This window comes from Streptomyces sp. NRRL S-455, from assembly GCF_000717875.1.
Taxonomy (GTDB): Bacteria; Actinomycetota; Actinomycetes; order Streptomycetales; family Streptomycetaceae; genus Streptomyces.
The window spans coordinates 20,078-40,039 of sequence record NZ_JOCT01000019.1; the positions used below are offsets into that span (position 1 = coordinate 20,078).

At 70.4% G+C, this 19,962-nt stretch carries 13 protein-coding genes and 3 pseudogenes; 9 read left to right on the plus strand and 7 right to left on the minus strand.

Features of this window, described 5'->3' with window-relative positions; all coding sequences use genetic code 11:
- Window positions 1–14: 14 nt before the first annotated feature.
- The 5 genes and pseudogenes from IE97_RS0124015 to IE97_RS0124040 form a co-directional block, all read left to right on the plus strand.
- Window positions 15–428, plus strand: a complete 414-nt coding sequence (locus tag IE97_RS0124015) for a cupin domain-containing protein (RefSeq protein ID WP_030244252.1) — start codon at window positions 15–17, stop codon at window positions 426–428.
- 276 nt (window positions 429–704) lie between these two features.
- Entirely contained in the window at window positions 705–1,394 is a 690-nt protein-coding gene (locus IE97_RS0124025; RefSeq protein WP_030244255.1) for a (2Fe-2S)-binding protein, read from the plus strand.
- A 12-nt stretch (window positions 1,395–1,406) separates the two neighbouring features.
- The gene (locus IE97_RS0124030; RefSeq protein WP_030244257.1) at window positions 1,407–2,387 is read left to right on the plus strand and encodes an FAD binding domain-containing protein; all 981 of its coding nucleotides are present in this window, start codon (window positions 1,407–1,409) and stop codon (window positions 2,385–2,387) included.
- Complete coding sequence (locus tag IE97_RS0124035; RefSeq protein WP_030244261.1) at window positions 2,384–4,579, plus strand: xanthine dehydrogenase family protein molybdopterin-binding subunit; 2,196 nt, start codon at window positions 2,384–2,386, stop codon at window positions 4,577–4,579. The genes IE97_RS0124030 and IE97_RS0124035 overlap by 4 nt, the downstream gene beginning before the upstream one ends.
- A gap of 81 nt (window positions 4,580–4,660) precedes the next feature.
- Window positions 4,661–5,248 (plus strand): annotated as a pseudogene (locus tag IE97_RS0124040) (XdhC family protein); the annotation flags it as partial.
- A 222-nt stretch (window positions 5,249–5,470) separates the two neighbouring features.
- Here IE97_RS0124040 and IE97_RS0124045 read toward each other — a convergent pair.
- Window positions 5,471–7,585 carry an RNA-directed DNA polymerase gene (locus IE97_RS0124045; RefSeq protein ID WP_078603360.1) on the minus strand — a complete coding sequence of 705 codons (2,115 nt, stop codon included), beginning with the start codon at window positions 7,583–7,585 and terminating at the stop codon, window positions 5,471–5,473.
- A 3,808-nt stretch (window positions 7,586–11,393) separates the two neighbouring features.
- Window positions 11,394–11,624: pseudogene (locus IE97_RS43830) on the minus strand (DNA helicase); the annotation flags it as partial.
- Window positions 11,625–11,793: 169 nt separating this feature from the next.
- Between IE97_RS43830 and IE97_RS0124055 the strand changes: the two are divergent.
- Window positions 11,794–12,756, plus strand: coding sequence for a universal stress protein (locus IE97_RS0124055; protein WP_051705087.1), 963 nt, complete (start codon window positions 11,794–11,796; stop codon window positions 12,754–12,756).
- Here the strand turns inward: IE97_RS0124055 and IE97_RS38650 are convergent.
- The 4 genes and pseudogenes from IE97_RS38650 to ectA all read right to left on the minus strand — a co-directional run bounded on the left by IE97_RS38650 (window position 12,740) and on the right by ectA (window position 15,728).
- Window positions 12,740–13,475: pseudogene (locus tag IE97_RS38650) on the minus strand (phytanoyl-CoA dioxygenase family protein). The gene IE97_RS0124055 and the pseudogene IE97_RS38650 sit on opposite strands and share 17 nt — an antisense overlap.
- A gap of 16 nt (window positions 13,476–13,491) precedes the next feature.
- Window positions 13,492–13,896, minus strand: coding sequence for an ectoine synthase (locus IE97_RS0124065; protein WP_030244273.1), 405 nt, complete (start codon window positions 13,894–13,896; stop codon window positions 13,492–13,494).
- Window positions 13,893–15,161 (minus strand): diaminobutyrate--2-oxoglutarate transaminase, encoded by a 1,269-nt coding sequence (ectB, locus tag IE97_RS0124070; protein WP_030244274.1) that lies wholly within the window; start codon window positions 15,159–15,161, stop codon window positions 13,893–13,895. The genes IE97_RS0124065 and ectB overlap by 4 nt, the downstream gene beginning before the upstream one ends.
- 63 nt (window positions 15,162–15,224) lie before the next feature.
- A complete protein-coding gene (ectA, locus tag IE97_RS0124075; RefSeq protein WP_030244275.1) occupies window positions 15,225–15,728 on the minus strand; it encodes a diaminobutyrate acetyltransferase in 504 nt (167 codons plus the stop codon).
- A 210-nt stretch (window positions 15,729–15,938) separates the two neighbouring features.
- Between ectA and IE97_RS0124080 the strand changes: the two genes are divergently transcribed.
- Window positions 15,939–17,171 carry a bifunctional cobalt-precorrin-7 (C(5))-methyltransferase/cobalt-precorrin-6B (C(15))-methyltransferase gene (locus IE97_RS0124080; RefSeq protein ID WP_030244278.1) on the plus strand — a complete coding sequence of 411 codons (1,233 nt, stop codon included), beginning with the start codon at window positions 15,939–15,941 and terminating at the stop codon, window positions 17,169–17,171.
- A gap of 73 nt (window positions 17,172–17,244) precedes the next feature.
- Window positions 17,245–17,994 carry a precorrin-4 C(11)-methyltransferase gene (cobM, locus tag IE97_RS0124085; protein ID WP_030244281.1) on the plus strand — a complete coding sequence of 250 codons (750 nt, stop codon included), beginning with the start codon at window positions 17,245–17,247 and terminating at the stop codon, window positions 17,992–17,994.
- Between the two features lie 70 nt (window positions 17,995–18,064).
- Here cobM and IE97_RS0124090 read toward each other — a convergent pair whose 3' ends face one another.
- Complete coding sequence (locus IE97_RS0124090; RefSeq protein WP_030244284.1) at window positions 18,065–19,183, minus strand: cobalt-precorrin-5B (C(1))-methyltransferase; 1,119 nt, start codon at window positions 19,181–19,183, stop codon at window positions 18,065–18,067.
- 18 nt (window positions 19,184–19,201) lie between these two features.
- On the opposite strand from IE97_RS0124090, the gene IE97_RS0124095 reads away from it, so the two are divergent.
- Window positions 19,202–19,951 (plus strand): cobalt-precorrin-6A reductase, encoded by a 750-nt coding sequence (locus IE97_RS0124095; protein ID WP_030244286.1) that lies wholly within the window; start codon window positions 19,202–19,204, stop codon window positions 19,949–19,951.
- Window positions 19,952–19,962 lie beyond the last annotated feature (11 nt).

The following is a 19,962-nucleotide window of genomic DNA, read 5'->3' on the forward strand; positions in this document are numbered from 1 at the left end:
ACCGGAGAGACACCATGGAATTCATCGAGCAGCAGCCCACCAGCAAGGCCCCGGCGGACTGGTTCACCGGAGACGTGTGGTGGGACGTCATCGTGGCCGGCCAGGAGCCGTCCCGGATGCGCGCCAACCTGGTCCGCTTCTCACCGGGCGCCCGCACCAACTGGCACTCGCACGCCCTGGGCCAGACCCTGCACGTCGTTTCCGGTATCGCCCTGATCGGCACCCGGGACGGCACCGTCTTCGAGGCCCACCCCGGCGAGACCGTCGCCTGCCCGCCGAACGAGGAGCACTGGCACGGCGCCGCGCCCGACCGGTTCATGGAGCACATCGCCATGTGGGAGGGCACCGGCGACGGCAGCCCCGAGACGAGCTGGGCCGAGCCGGTCACCGACGAGCAGTACAACGGCCCCCGCACCCGCAGCCAGTAGGCCCGGCGCACTGACCACGGGCGCGGCGGCGCGGCTCCGGCCTGCCCCTCCCCGCGCGAAAGTGCCCCCGATCGTGTCGGCAGATCGCTCCTGACAGCGGATGAAGGGGGGAGGAAAGTCTCCCTGTCACGAGCGTTGCCGGTGGTGCGAGACTCCCCATGCGATCAGGCGCCGCCGCCGAGGCCCGCGGTGGCCCGGTTCCCGCGATGACGACGATCCAGTCTCCCGTTCCGCTGCCGAGTACGGCCGATCCGTCCGCGATACGAAGGCGTACGTATGTCCACTGAACTCCCTGAGCCTGCCGCTCCGCCCCCCACCCAAGCCGACGACACCTCCCCGGCGCCCACTCGGCGCACCTTCATCGCCACCGGTACGGCGGTCGGTGGCGCGGTCGTCGCGGGCGGGGTGATCGGCGGATCGTTCCTCGCGTCCCCGGAGGAGGTGGCCGCCGCCGAGGCGCCGCCCTCCAGCCGCGTGTCCCTGACGGTCAACGGCACCCGCCGGACCGTGACGGTCGACAACCGCACCTCGCTTCTGGACCTGCTGCGCGAGCACCTCGGCCTCACCGGCTCCAAGAAGGGCTGCAACGCCGGGGCCTGCGGCGCGTGCACCGTGCTGGTCGACGGCGAGCGCAGCGAGATGGGGGTCCCCCCGGCCGGAGGCTGGCGGAGGGTCAACTCCTGTCTGACGCTCGCGGTGCGTCTCGAGGGCGCCGAGGTCACCACCATCGAGGGCCTGGCCGACGGCGACCGACTCCACCCGCTGCAGCAGGCGTTCATCGACGAGGACGCCTTCCAGTGCGGGTACTGCACACCCGGCCAGATCGTCTCCGGTGTCGGCTGCATCCAGGAGGGCCACACGGGCTCGCCGGAGGAGATCCGGGAATGGATGAGCGGCAACATCTGCCGCTGCGGCTGTTACGTCAAGATCGTGCGCGCGGTCGAGCAGACCGCGCGCCGGAAGTGAGGACCGGCCGCCATGCGTCCCTTCTCCTACACCCGCGTCTCCGACACCCGTGAGGCCGTCAACGCCGCTCGCCGCGGCGGGCGTTACATCGCCGGCGGCACCACGCTGGTCGACCTGATGCGGGAGACCGTCGAGCGCCCCGAGGCATTGGTCGACATCAGCGGCCTGCCGCTGGACGAGGTCACCGTCACCGAGCGCGGCGGGCTGCGCATCGGCGCGCTGGTGACCATGTCCGAAGCCGCCGCCCACCGCAAGGTGCGCACCCTGTTCCCGGTGGTCTCCGAGGCGCTGGAGCTGAGCGCGTCGGCCCAGCTGCGGAACATGGCCACCATCGGCGGCAACATCATGCAGCGCACCCGGTGCACGTACTTCCGGGATGTGACCGCCGACTGCAATCGGCGCGAGCCCGGTTCCGGCTGCGCGGCGCTGGAGGGCGTCAACCGTACGCACGCCATCCTGGGCACCTCCGACGCCTGCGTGGCCACCCACCCCTCCGACGTCGCCGTGGCCTTCGCGGCACTCGAGGCGCAGGTGCGCCTGATCGGCCCGGACGGGGAACGCCAGGTCCCCTTCGCCGACTTCCTGTTGCGGCCGGGCAGCACCCCCGACCGTGAACAGGCCCTCAGAAAAGGCGAGTTGATCACGGCGGTGGAGATCCCCGCGTCGCCGCGTCCGCTGAGGTCGGGCTACCTGAAGGTGCGTGACCGGCAGTCCTACGAGTTCGCCCTGACCTCGGCGGCCGTAGCGCTGCATGTGCGCGGCGGGGTGATCCGCGAGGCCAGGGTCGCCGCCGGGGGAGTGGGCACGGTGCCGTGGAAGCTGCCGGCCGTCGAGCGGCACCTCGTCGGCGAGCGCCCCTCGGACTCGCTGTGGACGGCTGCCGCCGCCAAGGCGGCGGAAGGCGCCCGACCCCTTCGACACAACCGGTTCAAGGTCGAGTTGCTCCGACGGACCGTCGAACGCCAGCTGCGCATCGTGGGAGGTACGAGGTGAGCCCCCAGCCGCAAGCAGCCGTGGGTGCGCCGCTGTCCCGGGTGGACGGCCGGCTGAAGGTCACGGGCAAGGCGCGGTACGCCGCCGAGTCCGACGTCGACGGGGCGGTGCACGCCGTCATCGTGGACGCGAGCATCGGCCGCGGCCGCATCACATCGATCGACACCGCTGACGCCGAACAGCAGGCAGGCGTGCTGCGGGTGATCCACCACGGCAACGCGCCGAAGCTGCCGTACCGCGACAACGCCGGGTCGAACAACCCGCCGGGCCGACGGCTGCGGGTCTTCCAGGACGACCGGGTGCTCTTCCACGGCCAGCCCGTCGCCGTCGTGGTCGCCACCACGCTGGAGGCCGCGCAGCACGGCGCGAGCCTGGTGAAGGTCCGGTACGACGCCGAACGGCCCTCCACCGACCTGCACGACGCGGAGCGGGACAAGCCGACGAACTACGCGCGCGGCGATGCGGACGCGGGCCTGCGCGACGCCGCCGTACGGCTGGATCTCACCTACCGACTGGCGCGCAATCACCACAATCCGATGGAGCCGCACGCCACCATCGCCCGCTGGGACGGCGACAAGCTGACCGTGTGGGACAAGACGCAGTGGGTGATGGGCACGCATGACGAGCTCGCGGCCGTGTTCGGCCTGCCCGCCGAGTCGGTGCGCGTCATCAACCCGTTCGTCGGCGGCGGTTTCGGCAGCGGGCTGCGCTGCTGGCCGCACAGCGTCGTCGCCGCCCTGGCGGCCCGTGAGACGAAGCGCCCGGTCAAGCTCGTCCTGAGCCGCAGGCAGATGTACTTCGGCACCGGCTTCCGGCCGTCGTACGAGTACCGGCTGCGCCTCGGCAGCGACCGGCGCGGCCGGCTGACCGCCGCCATCCACGACATCGACGCCGAGACCTCGTCGTACGAGACGTTCACCGAGGCCGTCATGGGCGCGGGGCAGATGCTCTACAGCATGCCGAACGTCAGCCAGGCGTACCGGACGGTCCCCCTGGACGTGAACACACCGATCTGGATGCGCGGCCCCGGCTTCGCCTCGGCGTCCTTCGTGATCGAGTCGGCCATGGACGAACTCGCGCACAAGCTGGGCATCGACCCGATCGAGCTGCGCCTGCGCAACGAACCGAACGAGGACGAGTCGAGCAACCTGCCGTTCTCCACCCGTCGGCTGCGCGAGTGTTACACCGTCGGCGCCCGCGAGTTCGGCTGGCAGCGCCGCTCCGCCCGGCCACGCTCGAGGCGCGAGGGCGACTGGCTGATCGGCCTGGGCATGGCCGCCGGTGTCTACGACCCCGGACGTTTCCCCGCACAGGCCCGGGCCCGCCTCGATGCCGACGGCACCGCCGTGGTCGAGGCGGCCACCAGTGACATGGGGCCGGGCACCTATACCTCCCAGACCCAGGTCGCGGCCGACGCCCTCGGGCTGACCATGCGCACGGTCACCTTCCGGCTCGGCGACTCCCGCTACCCGCCGACCTCGCCGCACGGCGGCTCGGCGACCATGGCCAGCGTCGGCACCGCCGTCCACGACGCCTGCGACCAGGTGCGGCAGCAGGCGATCGAACTGGCCGTCGAGGACCGCGAATCACCGCTGTACGGGGTGAAGGCCGACGACGTGGTCGTACGCGGCGGCCGGCTGCATGTGAAGGGCAACCCGGCCCGCGGCGAGACGTACCGGACGCTCCTGGCCCGCAACGACCGCACCTACCTCGAAGCGGGCGGCTCCTACACCGGACCGCCCACTCCCCAGCGGCGCTCCTACCACGCCTACAACGCCACCTTCGCCGAAGTCGCCGTCGACGCGACGCTGGGCCTCGTACGGGTCCGGCGCATGCTCGGCGTGTACGACGCGGGCCGCATCATCAGCCCCAAGCTCGCCGACAGCCAGGCCATCGGCGGCATCGTGGGCGGCATCGGCACGGCCCTGCTGGAACACACGGCCACCGACCACCGCGACGGCCGGATCGTCAACGCCAACCTCGCCGACTACCTCGTCCCCGTCAACGCCGACGTCCCCGAGGTCAGGGCGATCTACCTGGACGGCGAGGACAACGACGGCAACGCGCTCGGCGTCAAGGGGCTCGGCGAGGTCGTCCAGGTGGGTGTGGCGGCCGCGATCGGCAACGCGGTCTTCAACGCCACCGGCCGCCGCGTCCGCGAACTGCCCATCACCGCCGAGGCGTTGCTCTGACGCACTGCCTGTGCACTCCGGGTCGGCGGAGTGCGCACCCCTCGTCCGGCGTCCTGCCCCCGTCAGGCCGCCGGACCTCCCGATCGGTCCAGGGCCCTGCTGCGGGCCGGCCGCACCGCCCGCGTCGACATCGGCGGGCCAGGGGACGAATGCCCCGAACGACTGTCCGTCCTCGTCCACGTGCACGCGTCCCGGCCGCGCCTGCTGATCTTCGGCGCGGTCGACTTCGCCGCCGCCCTCAGCCAGGCCGGCCGCTTCCTCGGCTATCACGTCACCGTCTGCGACGCCCGCCCCGTCTTCGCCACGACCGCCCGCTTCCCCCACGCGGACGAGGTGGTTGCCGACTGGCCCCACCGCTACCTGGAACGCGCCGAGGTGGACGAACGCACCGCCGTATGCGTCCTCACCCACGACGCCAAGTTCGACATCCCCCTGCTGCGCCTGGCCCTCGAACTGCCCGTCGCCTACGTGGGGGCCATGGGTTCCCGGCGCACCCACGAGGAGCGACTGCACCTCCTGCGCGAGGAGGGCGTCACGGAGGACCGTCTGGCGCGGCTGCGTTCCCCCATCGGCCTCGACTTCGGAGCCCGCACGCCCGCACAGTCCCACAGCTCCCGGTCGAGGATGGGGACTCCGTGCACGAACAGGTCGATTGCACCGTCGATGTAGTCAGGGTCGTGTGGCGGCGTGGCCTTGGTGACGAGAGTGAAGCCTCTGCTCGGGTTCCCGAGGTAGGAGGCGATGCTGACGGCTGCGTAGTTGCTCATTGGTCGAGGGTTCCTGGGTACTGACCCGTCCCAGTACTGCGGGTGGTGGCGCTCGAGGACGTGTGAAGAAGCTTCGGCCCAGTCCGGCCTCGCTCCATTCTGCTGGCTGCGGAAGGCGAGGGGATCACTTCTTGGACTTCCGGAGTTTGGCGGCGGGGATGCGCTTCTTGCCCATCTCGATGATCAGGCCGGCGGCCTTGAACGTGAGGTTGAGGGCGACGGTCTCGGGAACCTGCCGGCCGGGGCTGAGGTGCCCCGTGATGTAGTCGCCCATCTGGACATCCGGGTCCAGGCGCTTGAGGACCATGTAGGCGATGGACTCGGCCTCGACCTCGTTGCGTGCATGGGCCTTCTGGGCTTCCTCGGGGGAGGAAGGGCACGCGCGCCGGTCGGGCCAAGTCTCTCCGGGGCCTGCCCCGAGGTGTCCGCAGAACAGGTGGCCCAGCTCGTGAGCGAGCGTGGCATAACGGTCCAGGAGAGGCAGGTTCCGGTTCACCTCGATCTCGAACAACGTCGGATACGACTCAGGTGGATCCCCGGCCCTGCTTCCGAGACGCTGGACCGAACCGCCGGACCTGCTGTGGTACGTGCGCCCGCAGGAGGAGGCTCCGTGGTCGACCAGGGTGAGCCGGATTCCCAGGGGCGCGAGGTTCGTCTCGGTGTGATGCCAGACCTTGGCGACTTCCTTCTCTCCGACGCGAGAGGACACCGAGACGGGGGCGGTTATCCCCTTGGGCAGAGGCAGGGCCCCGGGCAGCGCTTCGGTGTCCCCGACGTCGTACACGAGCATGTAGGGCCCACGGGGCTGGAAGATCAACAGCGGCTTGGCGCCGGGCTTGAGTATCCGGCGGTACGTCGACTCCCACTCCGAGGAGGAGAGAACGTAGCGTGCCCCCGGCTTCTGGATGTGAACCACCATGGCGTTGAACGGTGCGTACCGCTTGAACCGGCCGACGAACTCGAGCATTTGCAGGTAGTCCGAGGAGGAGCGATAGCGCTGGGCACCGCGGACGAGGTCGTCGATCGAGGCCTTGGCCAGGTCTGCCTGGCTGACCTCCATCTCCTCGTCCTGCCAGGGCAGATCGAGTCCGTGCTGCAGGACGGCCGGCTCTTCGTGCTCGAGAGGGATTTCGCGTAACCGTTTCCAGTCCGAGAGTTGTCCTTCGGCCCAGCCGGGCTCGACCATGTGCGCGAACGACAGCAGCCCGGTCACATGGGCGTCCAGATCGGCCAGGCTCTTGAACTCCTGGTGACGGCGGTGCTGTTCAATACCGAACGACACAGCCCCTCGCACATGCTTGGTGATGCGGCGCTTGTACTCGCGCGTCAGGCGAGGAGCGGGACCGTCGACGAGGATGCCCAGCACGCTGCGACGTGCACCGGGACGGGCCACGTACGTCTTCCTCGTGTTGAGCCTCATGCCCAGAGGCTCCAAAGCCCTCTTCACTCCGGCCACGAGACGGTCGACGTCGGCGTGACGCACATGCCGACGGCTCGAGAAAAACAGGTCGTCGCTGTAGCGGGTGTAGCGCAGGCCCAAGGACTCGGCCTGGTGGGTGACAACCTCGTCGACATCACGCATCACGATGTTCGACAGGTACCCGCTCGTAGGAGCGCCCTGCGGCAGGAATCCCTCGCGGGTGTGCTTGTAGACCAGGCCGGGCCGACGAACGTGGAAGTCCTGTCCGGTGGCCTCCAAGCGCACCTTGCGATGTCCGGTGCCACGGTTCGTCCAGGTCTGGTTCGGCCCTTGAGGCGACACGGTGACCAGCCGGGCCGTCGTATACGCACCCAGGGTGCGACCGGTGCGGCGCAGACCGATCCCCTGGTGGCCGTTGTCGTCCTCCACGAGAGCGATCCGGTACTCGGGCTCCGTCGGGCGCGTCCAGGCGTCTTTCAGCGCAGCGTGGATGTGCCGTTCCCGGATACTCCCGAAGAAGTCGGCGATGTCCAGGCGGATCACGGTATGAGCCCGCAGATGGACGGCGGCGCAGTCCACGACCGAGCGGCCCCGCCGGTAGGCGAACGCTGCCGGGTGGGGCTGGAACCTGGCCGGCAGAGTCTCCAGACGGGCAAGTATTTCCTGCTGCATCACTGACAACCGCGCAACCGGAGCGTGCAAGGTCCGCAGTCCGCCGCAGCGCTTGGGGATCCGGTGCTCTGTGTACGGGTAGATCGAACCGCTGACTACCGCCTCGAGAAACTGAGCTGGGGCAAGGTGCGCGAAATCGTCCGCCATCGTCACCGACCCCCCTGGCCCCTGCTGGCGAGACGCAGCCGGTGAGCCTCACCTTGAGTGTTCCACCGCCCCTTGACGGGCGGTCCGCTGCGTCCCTCCGCCACCCTGTGCAAGCACAGGGCCCGATCCCCGGCACCCGGTGTGATCAGCACCGAGGTGTGGTGGACCGGAGGGCCCATCGCAAGGGATGGGTTCCTGAGACTCGCCGACTGCGCTGGGTCGGATCGTAACCCCCTCACGAGTCGGACTCACAGGCGGGTCAGCCGGTGGCGGCGCTGTACGGCGACACGTTCGGCCTCACAGGCGCACGAGCCGGGCATCATGGCACTTCGCCGGAGCACTGGCGCACAGGGAGACGGAACACTGGTCCACTTCACCACCATCGCTCAACGGGTTCGCCGCTCGCATCCAGCCCAAACGGCCAGCGCTGCCGAGCTATTTCTGACGGCACCTCCCCGTAGTCAGCCGCTCGGCGGTAAAGACGCTCGGCTCCCTCACTGTCTCCGTCTGCCTCCTGAATCCGCGCCAGGCACCCCAGAGGCCAGGGGTCTCCATCGTCGACGAGCCTCCGGTACAGACGCAGAGCGCCTTCCCGGTCCCCGTCACCCTCACGACCCAGAGCCAGGAGATGCACGTCCCACCGGTAGCCACCTTCCGCCGCCTGGCCGTACAGTTCGTCGGCCGCATCACGGTCCCCGACCGCCTCACGCAGCCGGCCCAAGGCCAGGAGAGCCTGGACGTCGCCTCGATCCGCAGCCATCCGGTAGAGCCGCTCAGCGCCTTTTCCATCCCCGCTCTCCTCGCGCCGACTCGCCGTGCTCAGCAGGAGGGCCGTGTCGCCTCGGTCGGCTGCCTCGTGCGCCAGCCGCTCTGCATCCTTCTCGGCACCCGCCGCTTGTCGCAGTTGGAAGAGAAGTCGCAAGGCCTCGGGGTGACCTCGGCCGGCGGCTTGGAAGGCGTAGGCCTCGGCACCCTCGCGATCCCCGTCCCATTCACGCAGTCGCAGCAAGCCCAGCACTCCGCTGCGCTCTCCCCGGCTGATGAGCCAGCGGTACAAGCGTTCGGCGCCCTCCCGGTCCCCCATCCACTCACGTCGTTGGGCGAGATACCACAGAATCGTGGCATTCCCCTCGCGCGCACAGCGATAGGCATAGTCCTCGGCACCGCGGGCATCGCCGCCCATTTCCCGCTCCTGCACGAAGAGCCACACAGCCTCCGTGGCCCCTTGGCCGGCGGCTTCCCGGGCGCACCGTTCGGCCCCTTCCCGGTCCCCGGCCCTCTCCCGCCTCGATGCCAGAAGCCCCAGAGCCAGCATGTCCCCGTGCTCGGCAGCCCGGCGGTACATTCGATCCGCGGCCTGCGCGTCACCCGCCTCGTGGTACCTCAGTGCGAGCTTTCGCATGGCCTCGGTATCGCCGAGATCGGCAGCTTCGTGATACAGCTTCTGGGCACCGCCTCCGTCCCCGCTCTGCTGACGCATCGTGGCAAGGCGGCGCAGAGCCTCGCCATCTCCGCGGTCCCCAGCAGACCGGTACAGCCGCTCTGCCTGCTTCGGATCTGTCGTCTCGTGTTGTTGGGCGAGCGTTCTCAGGACGAGTGTGTCCCCCTGGTCGGCGGCCATCAACGCGAAGCGTTCAGCGCTGCCCAGGTCATCCGTCAGCGTGGCGAGTTCGAGCCATGCGCGGGTGTCACCCAGCGCGGCGGCCTGCTGGGCGTAGTGCTCAGCCTCGGCCCAGTCTCCTGCTTCCCGTCGCAACCGTGCCAGACAGCACAGAGCCCACGTGTCACCGACCTGAGCGGCCTTCACATAGAGCCGCTCGGCCCCTCTCCGGTCATCAGCGTCCTCCCGCATCTCAGCCACTTCGGACACGGCTCGCCCGCTGCCATGACGAACAGATCGCAGAGCAAAACCATCCGCGCCGCCGTGATCGCCAACCTCCTCCCGCAACAACGCCAAGTCGTGCAGCGCATCGTTGTGCCCGTACTCCACCGCCGCTTGATAGAGGCGGTCCGCAATCTGCAGTCGCTCGCGTTGATGGGCGGCACGGGCAAACGACATGAGAACAGCGGGCTCCGTAAGGTGCACAGCCGCGGCATCCCAGAAGCCGGTCGGCGGGCACTTACCGCCCCTCGTGCGCGCAGTGTGAGCCTGGAGGTAGTCAGCCAGCCGGTACAGAGGCTCGACGCAGTTCGGCTGACCGGGGGGAGCCACTTCCTGTGTGAGAGGGCCCGGGATTCCCCGGCACGCCTGGTCGGTGGCGTGCACGGCGCGTTCGAACCACGTCTGCCGCCATTGCGAGGTCTGGGTCCGCCAGTAGTCGCGGTGGAGGTACGAGCCGGCTGCCGCGCGGAGAAAGACTTCTGGAAGCAACTCGCCGTGTCCCAAGCGGCGGGCATCGGCCGCGGCGTCAAGTACAGCGCGGATGTGCGGTGATGCCTTTTCTTCGTACCGGGCTACCAGCTCGCGGGCTCCGGCGAGGTACTGCGTAATCCTGCTGTCGCCCTTGGCCAAGGCCTCGGCCAGCCGTGGATCGTCCGCAGCGAGGCCCTGCAGCGTGCTCAAGTCCTCGGGGGTGAAGCATTCAGCCACTGTGAGGGTGGAATCGTCGAGCAACGTGCGTGCTTGCTGGTGGGGGTCGTGCTGCTGGGAGCCGCTGGGGCGCTGAGTGAGCGTGGTGTGGTGCCTGTGCCACAGCGTGCCCAGGACCAGTACGGGTCCCCGGCCGGCGTCGTGCATCAACGACATCAAGGCACTGGCTGCCCGTCCGCCGGGGTCCGGTTGGCCATGGGGGAGAAGGTAGCGCTCGAGTTCATTGAGCCAGAGCACGGTGTGGGACAGCCGATGCTGACTCCGCAGCCCCTGCAAGAGATCGGTTCGGTCACTCGGCCGCCAGACCAGCCACCCCGCCGGCAATCGAGTGACGGCTTCCCACAAGGCTCGGGACTTGCCGGTCGATGAGTCCCCCACCAACACCACCAGACGGCTCTGGCCGGCCACCGCCAGAGCCACTTCGTCCTGAAGCCGACGGTCATGAGCCCGTCGTACGTACTGCGGGAGCTGCCCAAGCCCATCGGTGGACGGCGTACGGCGATCAACCTCAATGGCCCGGTGCACTTGCAGATGCCGAACCGGGTCGAGCTGATCGAGCGCACATCCCAGCCTGGCGGGCACCACCTCCGGTGTCAGGGACGGAGCCGAGTCCACCGTGGCCCTTTCCTCTTGAGCCCTCTGACGCAACTCGCGGCACCGGTCGATCGACAGGACGTGCGGGCCGACCCCCAGTGGAGAAAGCCCCCGCTCCCTGCGCGCCCTCACGGCCGTGTGAACGAGTGTGTCCACCACCCGCTGGTCGGGCACATGCTCGCGGGCGCACCATTCCCCGAGCCGCTCCTCGTTGAAGACCGGCACCCTCCCCGGCGGGTCGGGCAGTGTCCGCTCAACTTGTGCGGCGCGACTCGCGAACTCCCCACGCGTCAAGCCTGATGCCGTGATCAAGTCCTGCACACATTGCGCGAACTGCGCCCGGGCCGACGCCGGTTCCTGGTTCCGTAACAACCCCCACCTCCGGTCTTCTCCGGTCCGGATCCGCTCCGGAGATCCGACCATATCGGCCCTCGCCTTCAGCTTTGCCCCATATCTTGATATGGGCTGTCGCAGCATGCTCAACCGATCCGCAACCTCGTCGCCATGACGAACCCAAACCCGCACGACATGTCCGAGCAGTCCGGCCGGCGCTGAAACTCCCACCTGGGGAACGGTGTTGGGTCTCCGAGCGGATGCCGGGGTACGAGGCCCTCGAGCCTCTCGCGAGCCGGGCCGCTGCGCGGCGGCCTCGAAGTCGTCCGGGTCGACCGGCTCGGTGGCGGCGACCGGCCTGGTCACCTGATCGAGCACGTCCTCGTACGACGCTCCGTCGAACAACGCGAGCAGCACTTCGCCGGTGAGCTGCGGGGCGTACTCGACGAGTCCCAGCAGCTGGTCCTCGGTGGTGTTGGTGCGGATGACCGGGAGCAGGGGTTCGGCGACACCGAGGTCCGCCATCCGCCGGGGCCGGTCGGCGGCGCCACGCCTGCCCGTTCGTGGACCGGAGTGACCGGCTCGCCCGGGGCCGGGGCCCGGGACCGTCGGCCGCCGGGCCGGGACCAGTGGGCCCTGCCGGCAACGCCCCCGCGGACCGAAGACTTGACGCAGCCTGAAGGAGGTACCCATGACCCGCACCATCACCGCCGGACTGGACGGCTCGCCGCAGAGCCTGGCCGCCGCCGACTGGGCCGCAGGGGAAGCGCGGCTCCGTGACCTGCCCCTGCGGCTGGTGAGCGCCTGGGAATGGCAGCCCCCCGCCTACGCGCCGGCGGCCGGGCTCGGTGTGCCGGTGCCGCCGAGCGACCTTCAGCGCGCGGGGGCGCAGCGCCTGCTGGACGAGGCACGGACTGGTTTCGCCCGCCGCCTTCCCGGTCTGCGGATCGACGTGGAGGATGTCCCCGGTTCGCCCGTCCCGGCCTTGCTGAAATCCTCCGAGGACGCCGAGCTGCTGGTCTTGGGATCCCGCGGTCTGGGCCAGCTCACCGGCTTCCTGCTCGGCTCCGTCTCCCTCTCCGTCCTGGCCCGGTGCGAGCGGCCGGTGGTCCTCGTGCGGCCTGGCGGGCAGTGGGAGGAGGAACCGTCGCCGGGGCACTCGGCGTCCGGCCTTGCCGCCGCCCCCGGCCACCGCGACGTCGTCCTCGGCCTCGACCTGCACGAGCCCAGCAGCGCGGTGATCGACTTCGCGTTCGACGCGGCTTCGCGGCGGGCGGCGCGTCTGCGGATCATCCACGGCTGGACACTGCCGCCCTACCACTACGGCGGCGAGCTCATGCCCGACCTGAACGACGAGATGGCCACGCAGGTGCGGCGCGAACTGTCCGACGTGCTGCGCCCGTGGCAGGAGAAGTACCCCGCCGTGGAGATCAGCCCGCAGGCCACGGTCGGCGGCGCGGGCCGTCACCTGGTCGACGCCTCCCAGGATGCGGCGCTGGTGGTCGTGGGCCGCCGGATCCGTCGGACAGCGGTCGGCGCTCACATCGGGCCGGTGACCCAGGCTCTGCTGCACCATGCCGCCGCCCCGGTTGCGGTGATCCCGCACGACCCTCCCGCCGGCCCCTCGGCATCGGATCTCACCTCACCGGCGTGAAGTCCCGCGCCCCGATGAACTCCGGCCGCCGTACCGGTGCCGCGAACGGTTCCACCGCCGTGTTCTCCACGCTGTTGAACACGATGAAGACGTTGCTGCGCGGGAACGGCGTGATGTTGTCGCCGGAGCCGTGCATGTGTGCGGCCGGCGCAGCCGATGAACGTCCGGTGCGAGCCCGGCATGATCATGAGGCTGCCGTTGGTGTCGTGGTTCTCGGTCAGGGCGATCGACACGGAAACGGTCCGCATGCGCGGCAGGCCGTCCTCGGCGTGCCATGTCTCGAAGTCCGAGTGCCAGTAGAAGCCGGAGGCGCCGAAGCCCGGCTTGACGTTGATCCGGGACTGGTGGACGTACACGTCGGAGCCGAGGATGCGGCGGGCGGTGCCTGCCACGCGTTCGTCGCGTACCAGGTCGGCGAAGACATCGCTGATCTTGTGGACTTCGAACACCGACCGGACTTGCTGTGTCTTCGGTTCGATGATCCAGCGTTCATCGGTGCCGAGCGCCGGGTGGTGGATCAGCCGGTCGAGTTCGGCGCGGTAGGTATCGGTCTCGTCGTCGGAGAGCAGGTGACCGTCGGTCAGGAAGCCGTCGCGTTCGTACGACTTCAGGCCGGGGGAGGGCGGCCCCCAGACGACCGGGTCCCGGCGGCTTGTGACGACCTCGGCGGGGCCACGGGTCGGGTAGAAGTCCTGGACGGCCGTGGTGGTCGCGGTCATGGGCGGTCCCCTTCCGTCAGGGGTCAGGCGTCGGGCTCGGGGGCGGGTAGGAACCGTTCTCGTCGTGGTCCTCCCAGCCTGTGACAGGGGGGTTGAAGACGCACACGCAGCGGAAGTCCGTCTTGGGGCGGAGGGTGTGCCGCTCGTGGCCGTCGAGCAGGTACATCGTGCCGGGCTTGATCCAGTGGGTCTCGCCCGTCTCGTGGTCGGTGAGTTCGGCCTCGCCTTCGACGCACAGCACGGCCTCGACGTGATGCGCGTACCACATCGACGTCTCCGTGCCCGCGTAGAGCACGGTCTCGTGGAGTGAGAAACCGGCCTTCTCCCTGGCGAGCACGAGGCGTTTGCTCTCCCAGGTGCCGGAGGCGGCCCTGATGTGGCGCTCGGTGTTCTCGATCTCGCTCAGTGACCGGACTATCACGTGGTCTCCCGTACCGCTCGGGCGAGGATCCGCAGCCCCTCGTCCAGTTCCTCCGGGCTGGTGGTGAGGGCGGGCAGCAGCTTGACGACCTCGTCGCGGGGCCCGGACGTCTCGACCAGCAGCCCGAGTTCGAAGGCGCGGCGGGCCACTGCCGTTGCGCGCCACTCGTCCGGGAACGCCATGCCCCACACCAGCCCCCGTCCGCGCACGGCGGCGTGGAGGTGTGGGTGTTCGTCGCGGATCGTCTGCAGCGCCTGCTCGACCTGTTCCCCGCGGGCGATGGTCTGCTTCTCCATCCGGTTGTCGGTCCAGTACGTCCCGAGCGCGGCGGTCGCCGTGACGAAGGCGTGGTTGTTGCCGCGGAAGGTGCCGTTGTGCTCGCCCGGCTCCCACACGTCCAGGTCGTGCCGGAAGAGGCACAGCGACATCGGCAGTCCGTAGCCGCTGATGGACTTCGACAGCGTGACGATGTCGGGTGTGATGCCGGCCTCCTCGAAGGAGAAGAAGGCGCCGGTGCGTCCGCAGCCCATCTGGATGTCGTCCACGATCATCAGCATGTCGTGCCGGTGACAGAGCTCGGCCAGCTCCCGGAGCCACTCGCCGCGGGCCACGTTGACACCGCCCTCGCCCTGCACCGTCTCGACGATCACGGCGGCGGGCTTGTTCAGGCCCGAGCCCTGGTCGTCGAGCAGCCGCTCGAACCACAGGAAGTCGGGGACCCGGTCGTCGAGGTAGTGGTCGAACGGCATGGGTGTGCCGTGCACGAGGGGAATGCCGGCTCCGGCCCGCTTGACGACGTTGCCGGTGACGGCCAGCGCCCCGAGGGACATGCCGTGGAACGCGTTGGTGAAGGAGACGATCGCCTCGCGCCCCTTCACCTTGCGGGCCAGCTTGAGCGCGGCCTCGACGGCGTTGGTGCCCGCCGGGCCGGGGAACATCACCTTGTACGGCAGTTCACGCGGTCCCAGCACCAGGTTCTGGAAAGCCTCCAGAAACGCGCGCTTGGCGGTGGTGGCCATGTCGAGACCGTGGGTTATTCCATCGGTCTCGATGTAGTCGATGAGGGCCCGTTTCAGGGCGGGGTCGTTGTGGCCGTAGTTGAGCGAACCGGCGCCCGCGAAGAAATCGACGTAGGTGCGGCCGTTCTCGTCGCGGAGGTGGCTTCCCCGGGCGTGGACGAATACGGTGGGCCAGCCTCGGCAGTAGCTCCGTACGTCGGATTCGAGGGTTTCGAAAACGCTCAGATCCGGCTGCATTTTCGTCATGACACTCCTAGGTGCGGGAGGAGTCCGTGCGCCGGTGCACCCCACGGCCACACCGCGTTCTGTCTAACGCAGTGGTCCGATGCGGTACAGGTACTCGGGCTCGTGGGCATCCGGGAACAGCTCCGCGGGAAAGAGAAGTTCACGCTTCAACGGTGCCCTGTGTCGTTCGGCGAAGGAGAGAAACAGCTGGTGGGATGCGGTGTTGCCCGGGGTGACGGTGGTCTCGACCCGGTGCAGGACGCTCTGTGTGTGCAGTCGGCTGGTGAGGTGGTCGAGCATGGCGCCGGCGAGACCGCGTCCGCGGTTGCCTCCTGTCACGGCGATCTGCCAGATGACGAGTACGTCGGGCCGGTCGGGGCGGCGGTATCCGGTGGTGAAACCCGCCAGTGTGCCGTTGTCGCCGCGCGCCACCGCGGAGGTTTTCGCGAAATCGCGGAACCACAGGAGGTAACTGTAGGGGGAGTTCACGTCGAGTTCCCCGGATTCGCGGGCGATACGCCAGGCGGCGGGACCGTCCGCGATTGTTGGTTCCCCGATTTCTTCCGTGTATTCCGTCAGTGTCGTCATACGGAGCACCTTTGTTTCACGGTCACGGGAGTGATGCTGGTTCCCGGCGCGTGAGCCAATCGCTTCCTCATATTACGTCCGTGGTCTCCCGTCGGCCACGGGACCGGTCGCCGGGGCCTGGCGCGGAGGGCGCGTACCCGAGCGAGAGTGTGCTGGTCAGCGCCCAGTAGAGTGCGGCTCTGTTGCCCCCGAACGCCGAGGTATCGAGCAGTGACGCCCGCACTCCCCGCACCGACCGCCGCCGTGACCGTCGTCGGGATCGGGGCCGACGGCTGGGCAGGCCTGCCCGACGTCTCCCGTGCCGCACTGTCCGAGGCCGAGGTTCTGATCGGGGGAGCGCGCCAGCTGGACCTGCTGCCGCCCGAGTGCGCCGGGCAGCGCGTCGCCTGGCCCTCGCCGCTGCGCCCCGCCGTCCCCGGCCTGCTCGCCGCGCACGCCGGCCGCCGGATCGCCGTCCTGGCCAGCGGGGACCCCATGTTCTACGGCATCGGACGCGCCCTCGCCGAGGAGACCGACGCCCTGCGCGTCCTGCCGCACCCCTCCTCCGTCTCCTACGCCGCCGCCCGGCTCGGCTGGCCCCTGGAGGACGTGGAGGTGGTCACGCTCGTCGGCCGGCCCTCCGCCCGTCTGGCCGCCGCCCTGCACCACGGCCGGCGCCTCCTCGTCCTCAGCGCGGACGCCACCACCCCGGGCGAGGTCGCCGCGCTGCTGCGGGAGCGGGGCTTCGGGCCCAGCCGGATGCGCGTTCTCGAACAACTGGGCGGGGAGACGGAACGCGCCACCGCCGAGTCCACCGCCGACGCATGGCCGCATCCGCCCGGCGATCCCCTCAACATCGTCGCCGTCGAATGCCGCCGCGCCCCGGACGCCCTGCGCCTCGGCGCCGTGCCCGGACTGCCGGACGAGGCGTACGAGCACGACGGACAGCTCACCAAGCGGCACATCCGCGCCGCCACGCTGGGCGTGCTCGCGCCCGCGCCCGGTGAGCTGTTGTGGGACATCGGAGGCGGGTCCGGTTCGATCGCCGTCGAGTGGATGCGGACCCACCCGTCCTGCCGGGCGGTGAGCGTGGAGCGCGACCCGGTGCGGGCCGACCGGATCGGGCGCAACGCCGAGCGGCTGGGCGTGCCGGGGCTGCGTGTCGTCACCGGCGCCGCTCCCGCCGTGCTGGCCGAACTGCCTCCGCCGGACGCCGTGTTCATCGGCGGCGGGCTCACCGCGCCCGGTCTCCTGGACGCCTGCTGGGAGGCGTTGCCCGGCGGTGGACGTCTCGTCGCCAACACCGTCACGCTGGAGTCCGAGGCACTGCTCGCCGACGCCCGCCGCCGCCTCGGAGGGGAGCTGGTGCGGCTCGCCGTGGCCCACGCCGTCCCCGTGGGCGGCTTCACCGGGTGGCGGCAGGCGATGCCGGTGACCCAGTGGGCCGTTCAGAAAGACGCGTAGAGACGCGTGACGACACCCGGTAACGCGCGAAGACGCGCAGCGAACTCTCGACCCCTTTCCCAGGAGCAGACAGATGACCGTGTACTTCATCGGTGCGGGACCCGGTGCCGCCGACCTGATCACGGTGCGCGGTGCCCGCACGCTCGCCGCCTGCCGGGTCTGCCTGTACGCGGGCAGCCTGGTCCCGCGTGAACTGCTCGCCGAATGCCCGCCGGACGCCCGGCTGGTGGACACCGCGCAGCTCGACCTGGACCAGATCACGGCCGAGTTGGTGCGGGCCCACGAGGAGGGACACGACGTGGCCCGGCTGCACTCCGGGGACCCGTCCGTGTTCAGCGCGGTGGCCGAGCAGATGCGGCGGCTGGACGCGGCCGGGGTGCCGTACGAGGTCGTCCCCGGTGTACCGGCCTTCGCCGCCGCGGCGGCTTCGCTGAAGCGGGAGCTGACGGTGCCGACCGTCGGGCAGACCGTGATCCTCACCCGCGTCGCCAACCGGGCCACCGCCATGCCGGAGGGTGAGGACCTCGCCACCCTCGGCCGTAGCGGGGCGCTGATCGTGCTGCACCTGGCCGCCAAGTACGTGGACCGTGTCGTCGAGGAGCTGCTTCCGCACTACGGGGCCGACTGTCCCGCCGCGGTCGTCGCCTACGCGTCCCGCCCCGACGAGCTCGTCATCCGCGGCTCGCTGGAGGAGATCGCCGGGAAGGTGAAGGAGTCCGGTGTGCAGCGCACGGCGGTGATCATGGTGGGGCGGACGCTGGGAGCGGAGCAGTTCCGGGACAGCCACCTGTACTCGCCGGAGCGGGAACGCCACGTGTGCTGAGAACGGTGGGAACGCCACGTGTGCTGAGAGCAGGGGGAACCGCCCGTGCGCCGAGAACGGTGAGCGGCCGTCAGGCCACGGTGCTGCGTCCCACCACCGTCCCCGCCCGGTCGATGCAGATCACGTCGACCGCGACCGGCGCGCCGCGCAGCACGGCCAGGGCCTCGTCGCGGGCGGTCGTGGCGACCAGGTCGCCGAGCGGAACCCCGGCGGCGAGGCACGACTGGAGTGCGGCGAGGCCGGTGTTGGCCTCGGCCACCTGGCCGGCCAGGGCCTCGTCCGCGCCGCCGCGCCGGGCCAGTCCGGCGAGGAAGCCCTTGTCGACCTGGGAGCGGGCCGAGTGCAGGTCGAGGTGGCCGGCGGCGAGCTTGGAGAGCTTGGCGAAGCCGCCGCAGATGGTCAGGCGGTCGACGGGGTGGCGGCGGATGTACTTCAGCACCGCGCCCGCGAAGTCGCCCATGTCGAGCAGGGCGTCCTCGGGCAGGCCGTACTCGGCCACGACCGTCTTCTCCGACGTCGACCCGGTGCAGCCGGCGACATGCGTACGGCCCGCCGCCCGGGCCACGTCCACGCCCCGCCGGATGGAGTCGATCCACGCCGAGCAGGAGTACGGGACGACGATGCCGGTGGTGCCCAGGATGGACAGGCCGCCGAGGATGCCGAGCCGGGGGTTCCAGGTGGAGCGGGCGATCTCCTCGCCGTGGTCCACGGAGACGGTGATCTCGACGTCGCCCGAACCGCCGTGCCGGGCGGCGACCTCGGCGACGTGGTCGCCCATCATGCGGCGCGGGACGGGGTTGACGGCCGCCTCGCCGACGGGCAGGGGCAGGCCGGGCCGGGTGACCGTGCCGACCCCGGGACCTGCCCTGAAGACGACGCCGGCCCCGGCGGGCAGGTGCCGTACCGTGGCCCGGACCAGCGCCCCGTGGGTGACGTCCGGGTCGTCGCCGGCGTCCTTCACGATCCCCGCCATCGCGTACCCGTCGCCCAGCTCCTCGGCCGCCAGCGCGAACGACGGTGTCTGCCCCTTCGGCAGGGTGATGGTCACAGGGTCGGGAAACTCACCGGTCAGCAGGGCGGTGTACGCCGCTGTCGTGGCCGCCGTCGCACAGGCGCCGGTGGTCCAGCCTGGCCGCAGGCCGGTGTGCTCCAGCTGGGCCCTGCGGCCGCCCTTCACTTCGCTGCTCATGAACGGATCTGGACTTCCATGCACGTACTGATTCTCGGCGGGACCTCGGAAGCCCGGCGGCTCGCCGAACTGCTCCACGGGACACCCGGGCTGCGGCTGGCCAGCTCCCTCGCCGGGCGGGTGGCCAGCCCGCGGCTGCCGCCCGGTGAGGTGCGGGTCGGTGGCTTCGGCGGGGTGGAGGGGCTGGCCGCGTGGCTGCGGGAGCACCGGGTGGATGTGCTCATCGATGCCACCCACCCTTTCGCCGGGACGATCAGTTTCCACGCGGCGCGTGCCGCCGCCACCGCCCATGTTCCCCTGCTCGCCCTGCGGCGCCCCGGCTGGGTCCCCGTCGAGGGCGACGACTGGCACGACGCCGGTTCCCTGGAGGAGGCCGCGCGGCTGCTGCCCGCGCTGGGCCGGCGGGTGTTCCTCACCACCGGCCGGATGGGGCTGGCCGCGTTCGCCGAGCTGGACGAGCTGTGGTTCCTCGTACGGTCCGTGGACGCGCCCGAGCCTCCGCATCCGGCCCGCATGGAGGTGCTGCTCGACCGAGGTCCGTTCACCCTCGACGGCGAGCGCGAGCTGCTGCGCCGCCACCGTGTCGACGTCGTGGTGACCAAGGACAGCGGGGGGACGGCCACCGCGCCGAAGCTGACGGCGGCGCGGGAGGCCGGGCTGCCGGTGGTCGTGGTCCGCCGGCCGCCGGTACCGGAGGGCGTCCCGGTCGTGCCCGACCCGGAGGCGGCGGCCCGGTGGGTGGTGAACCGCCTCCCGCAGGGAGACTGACGAGGGCTCCG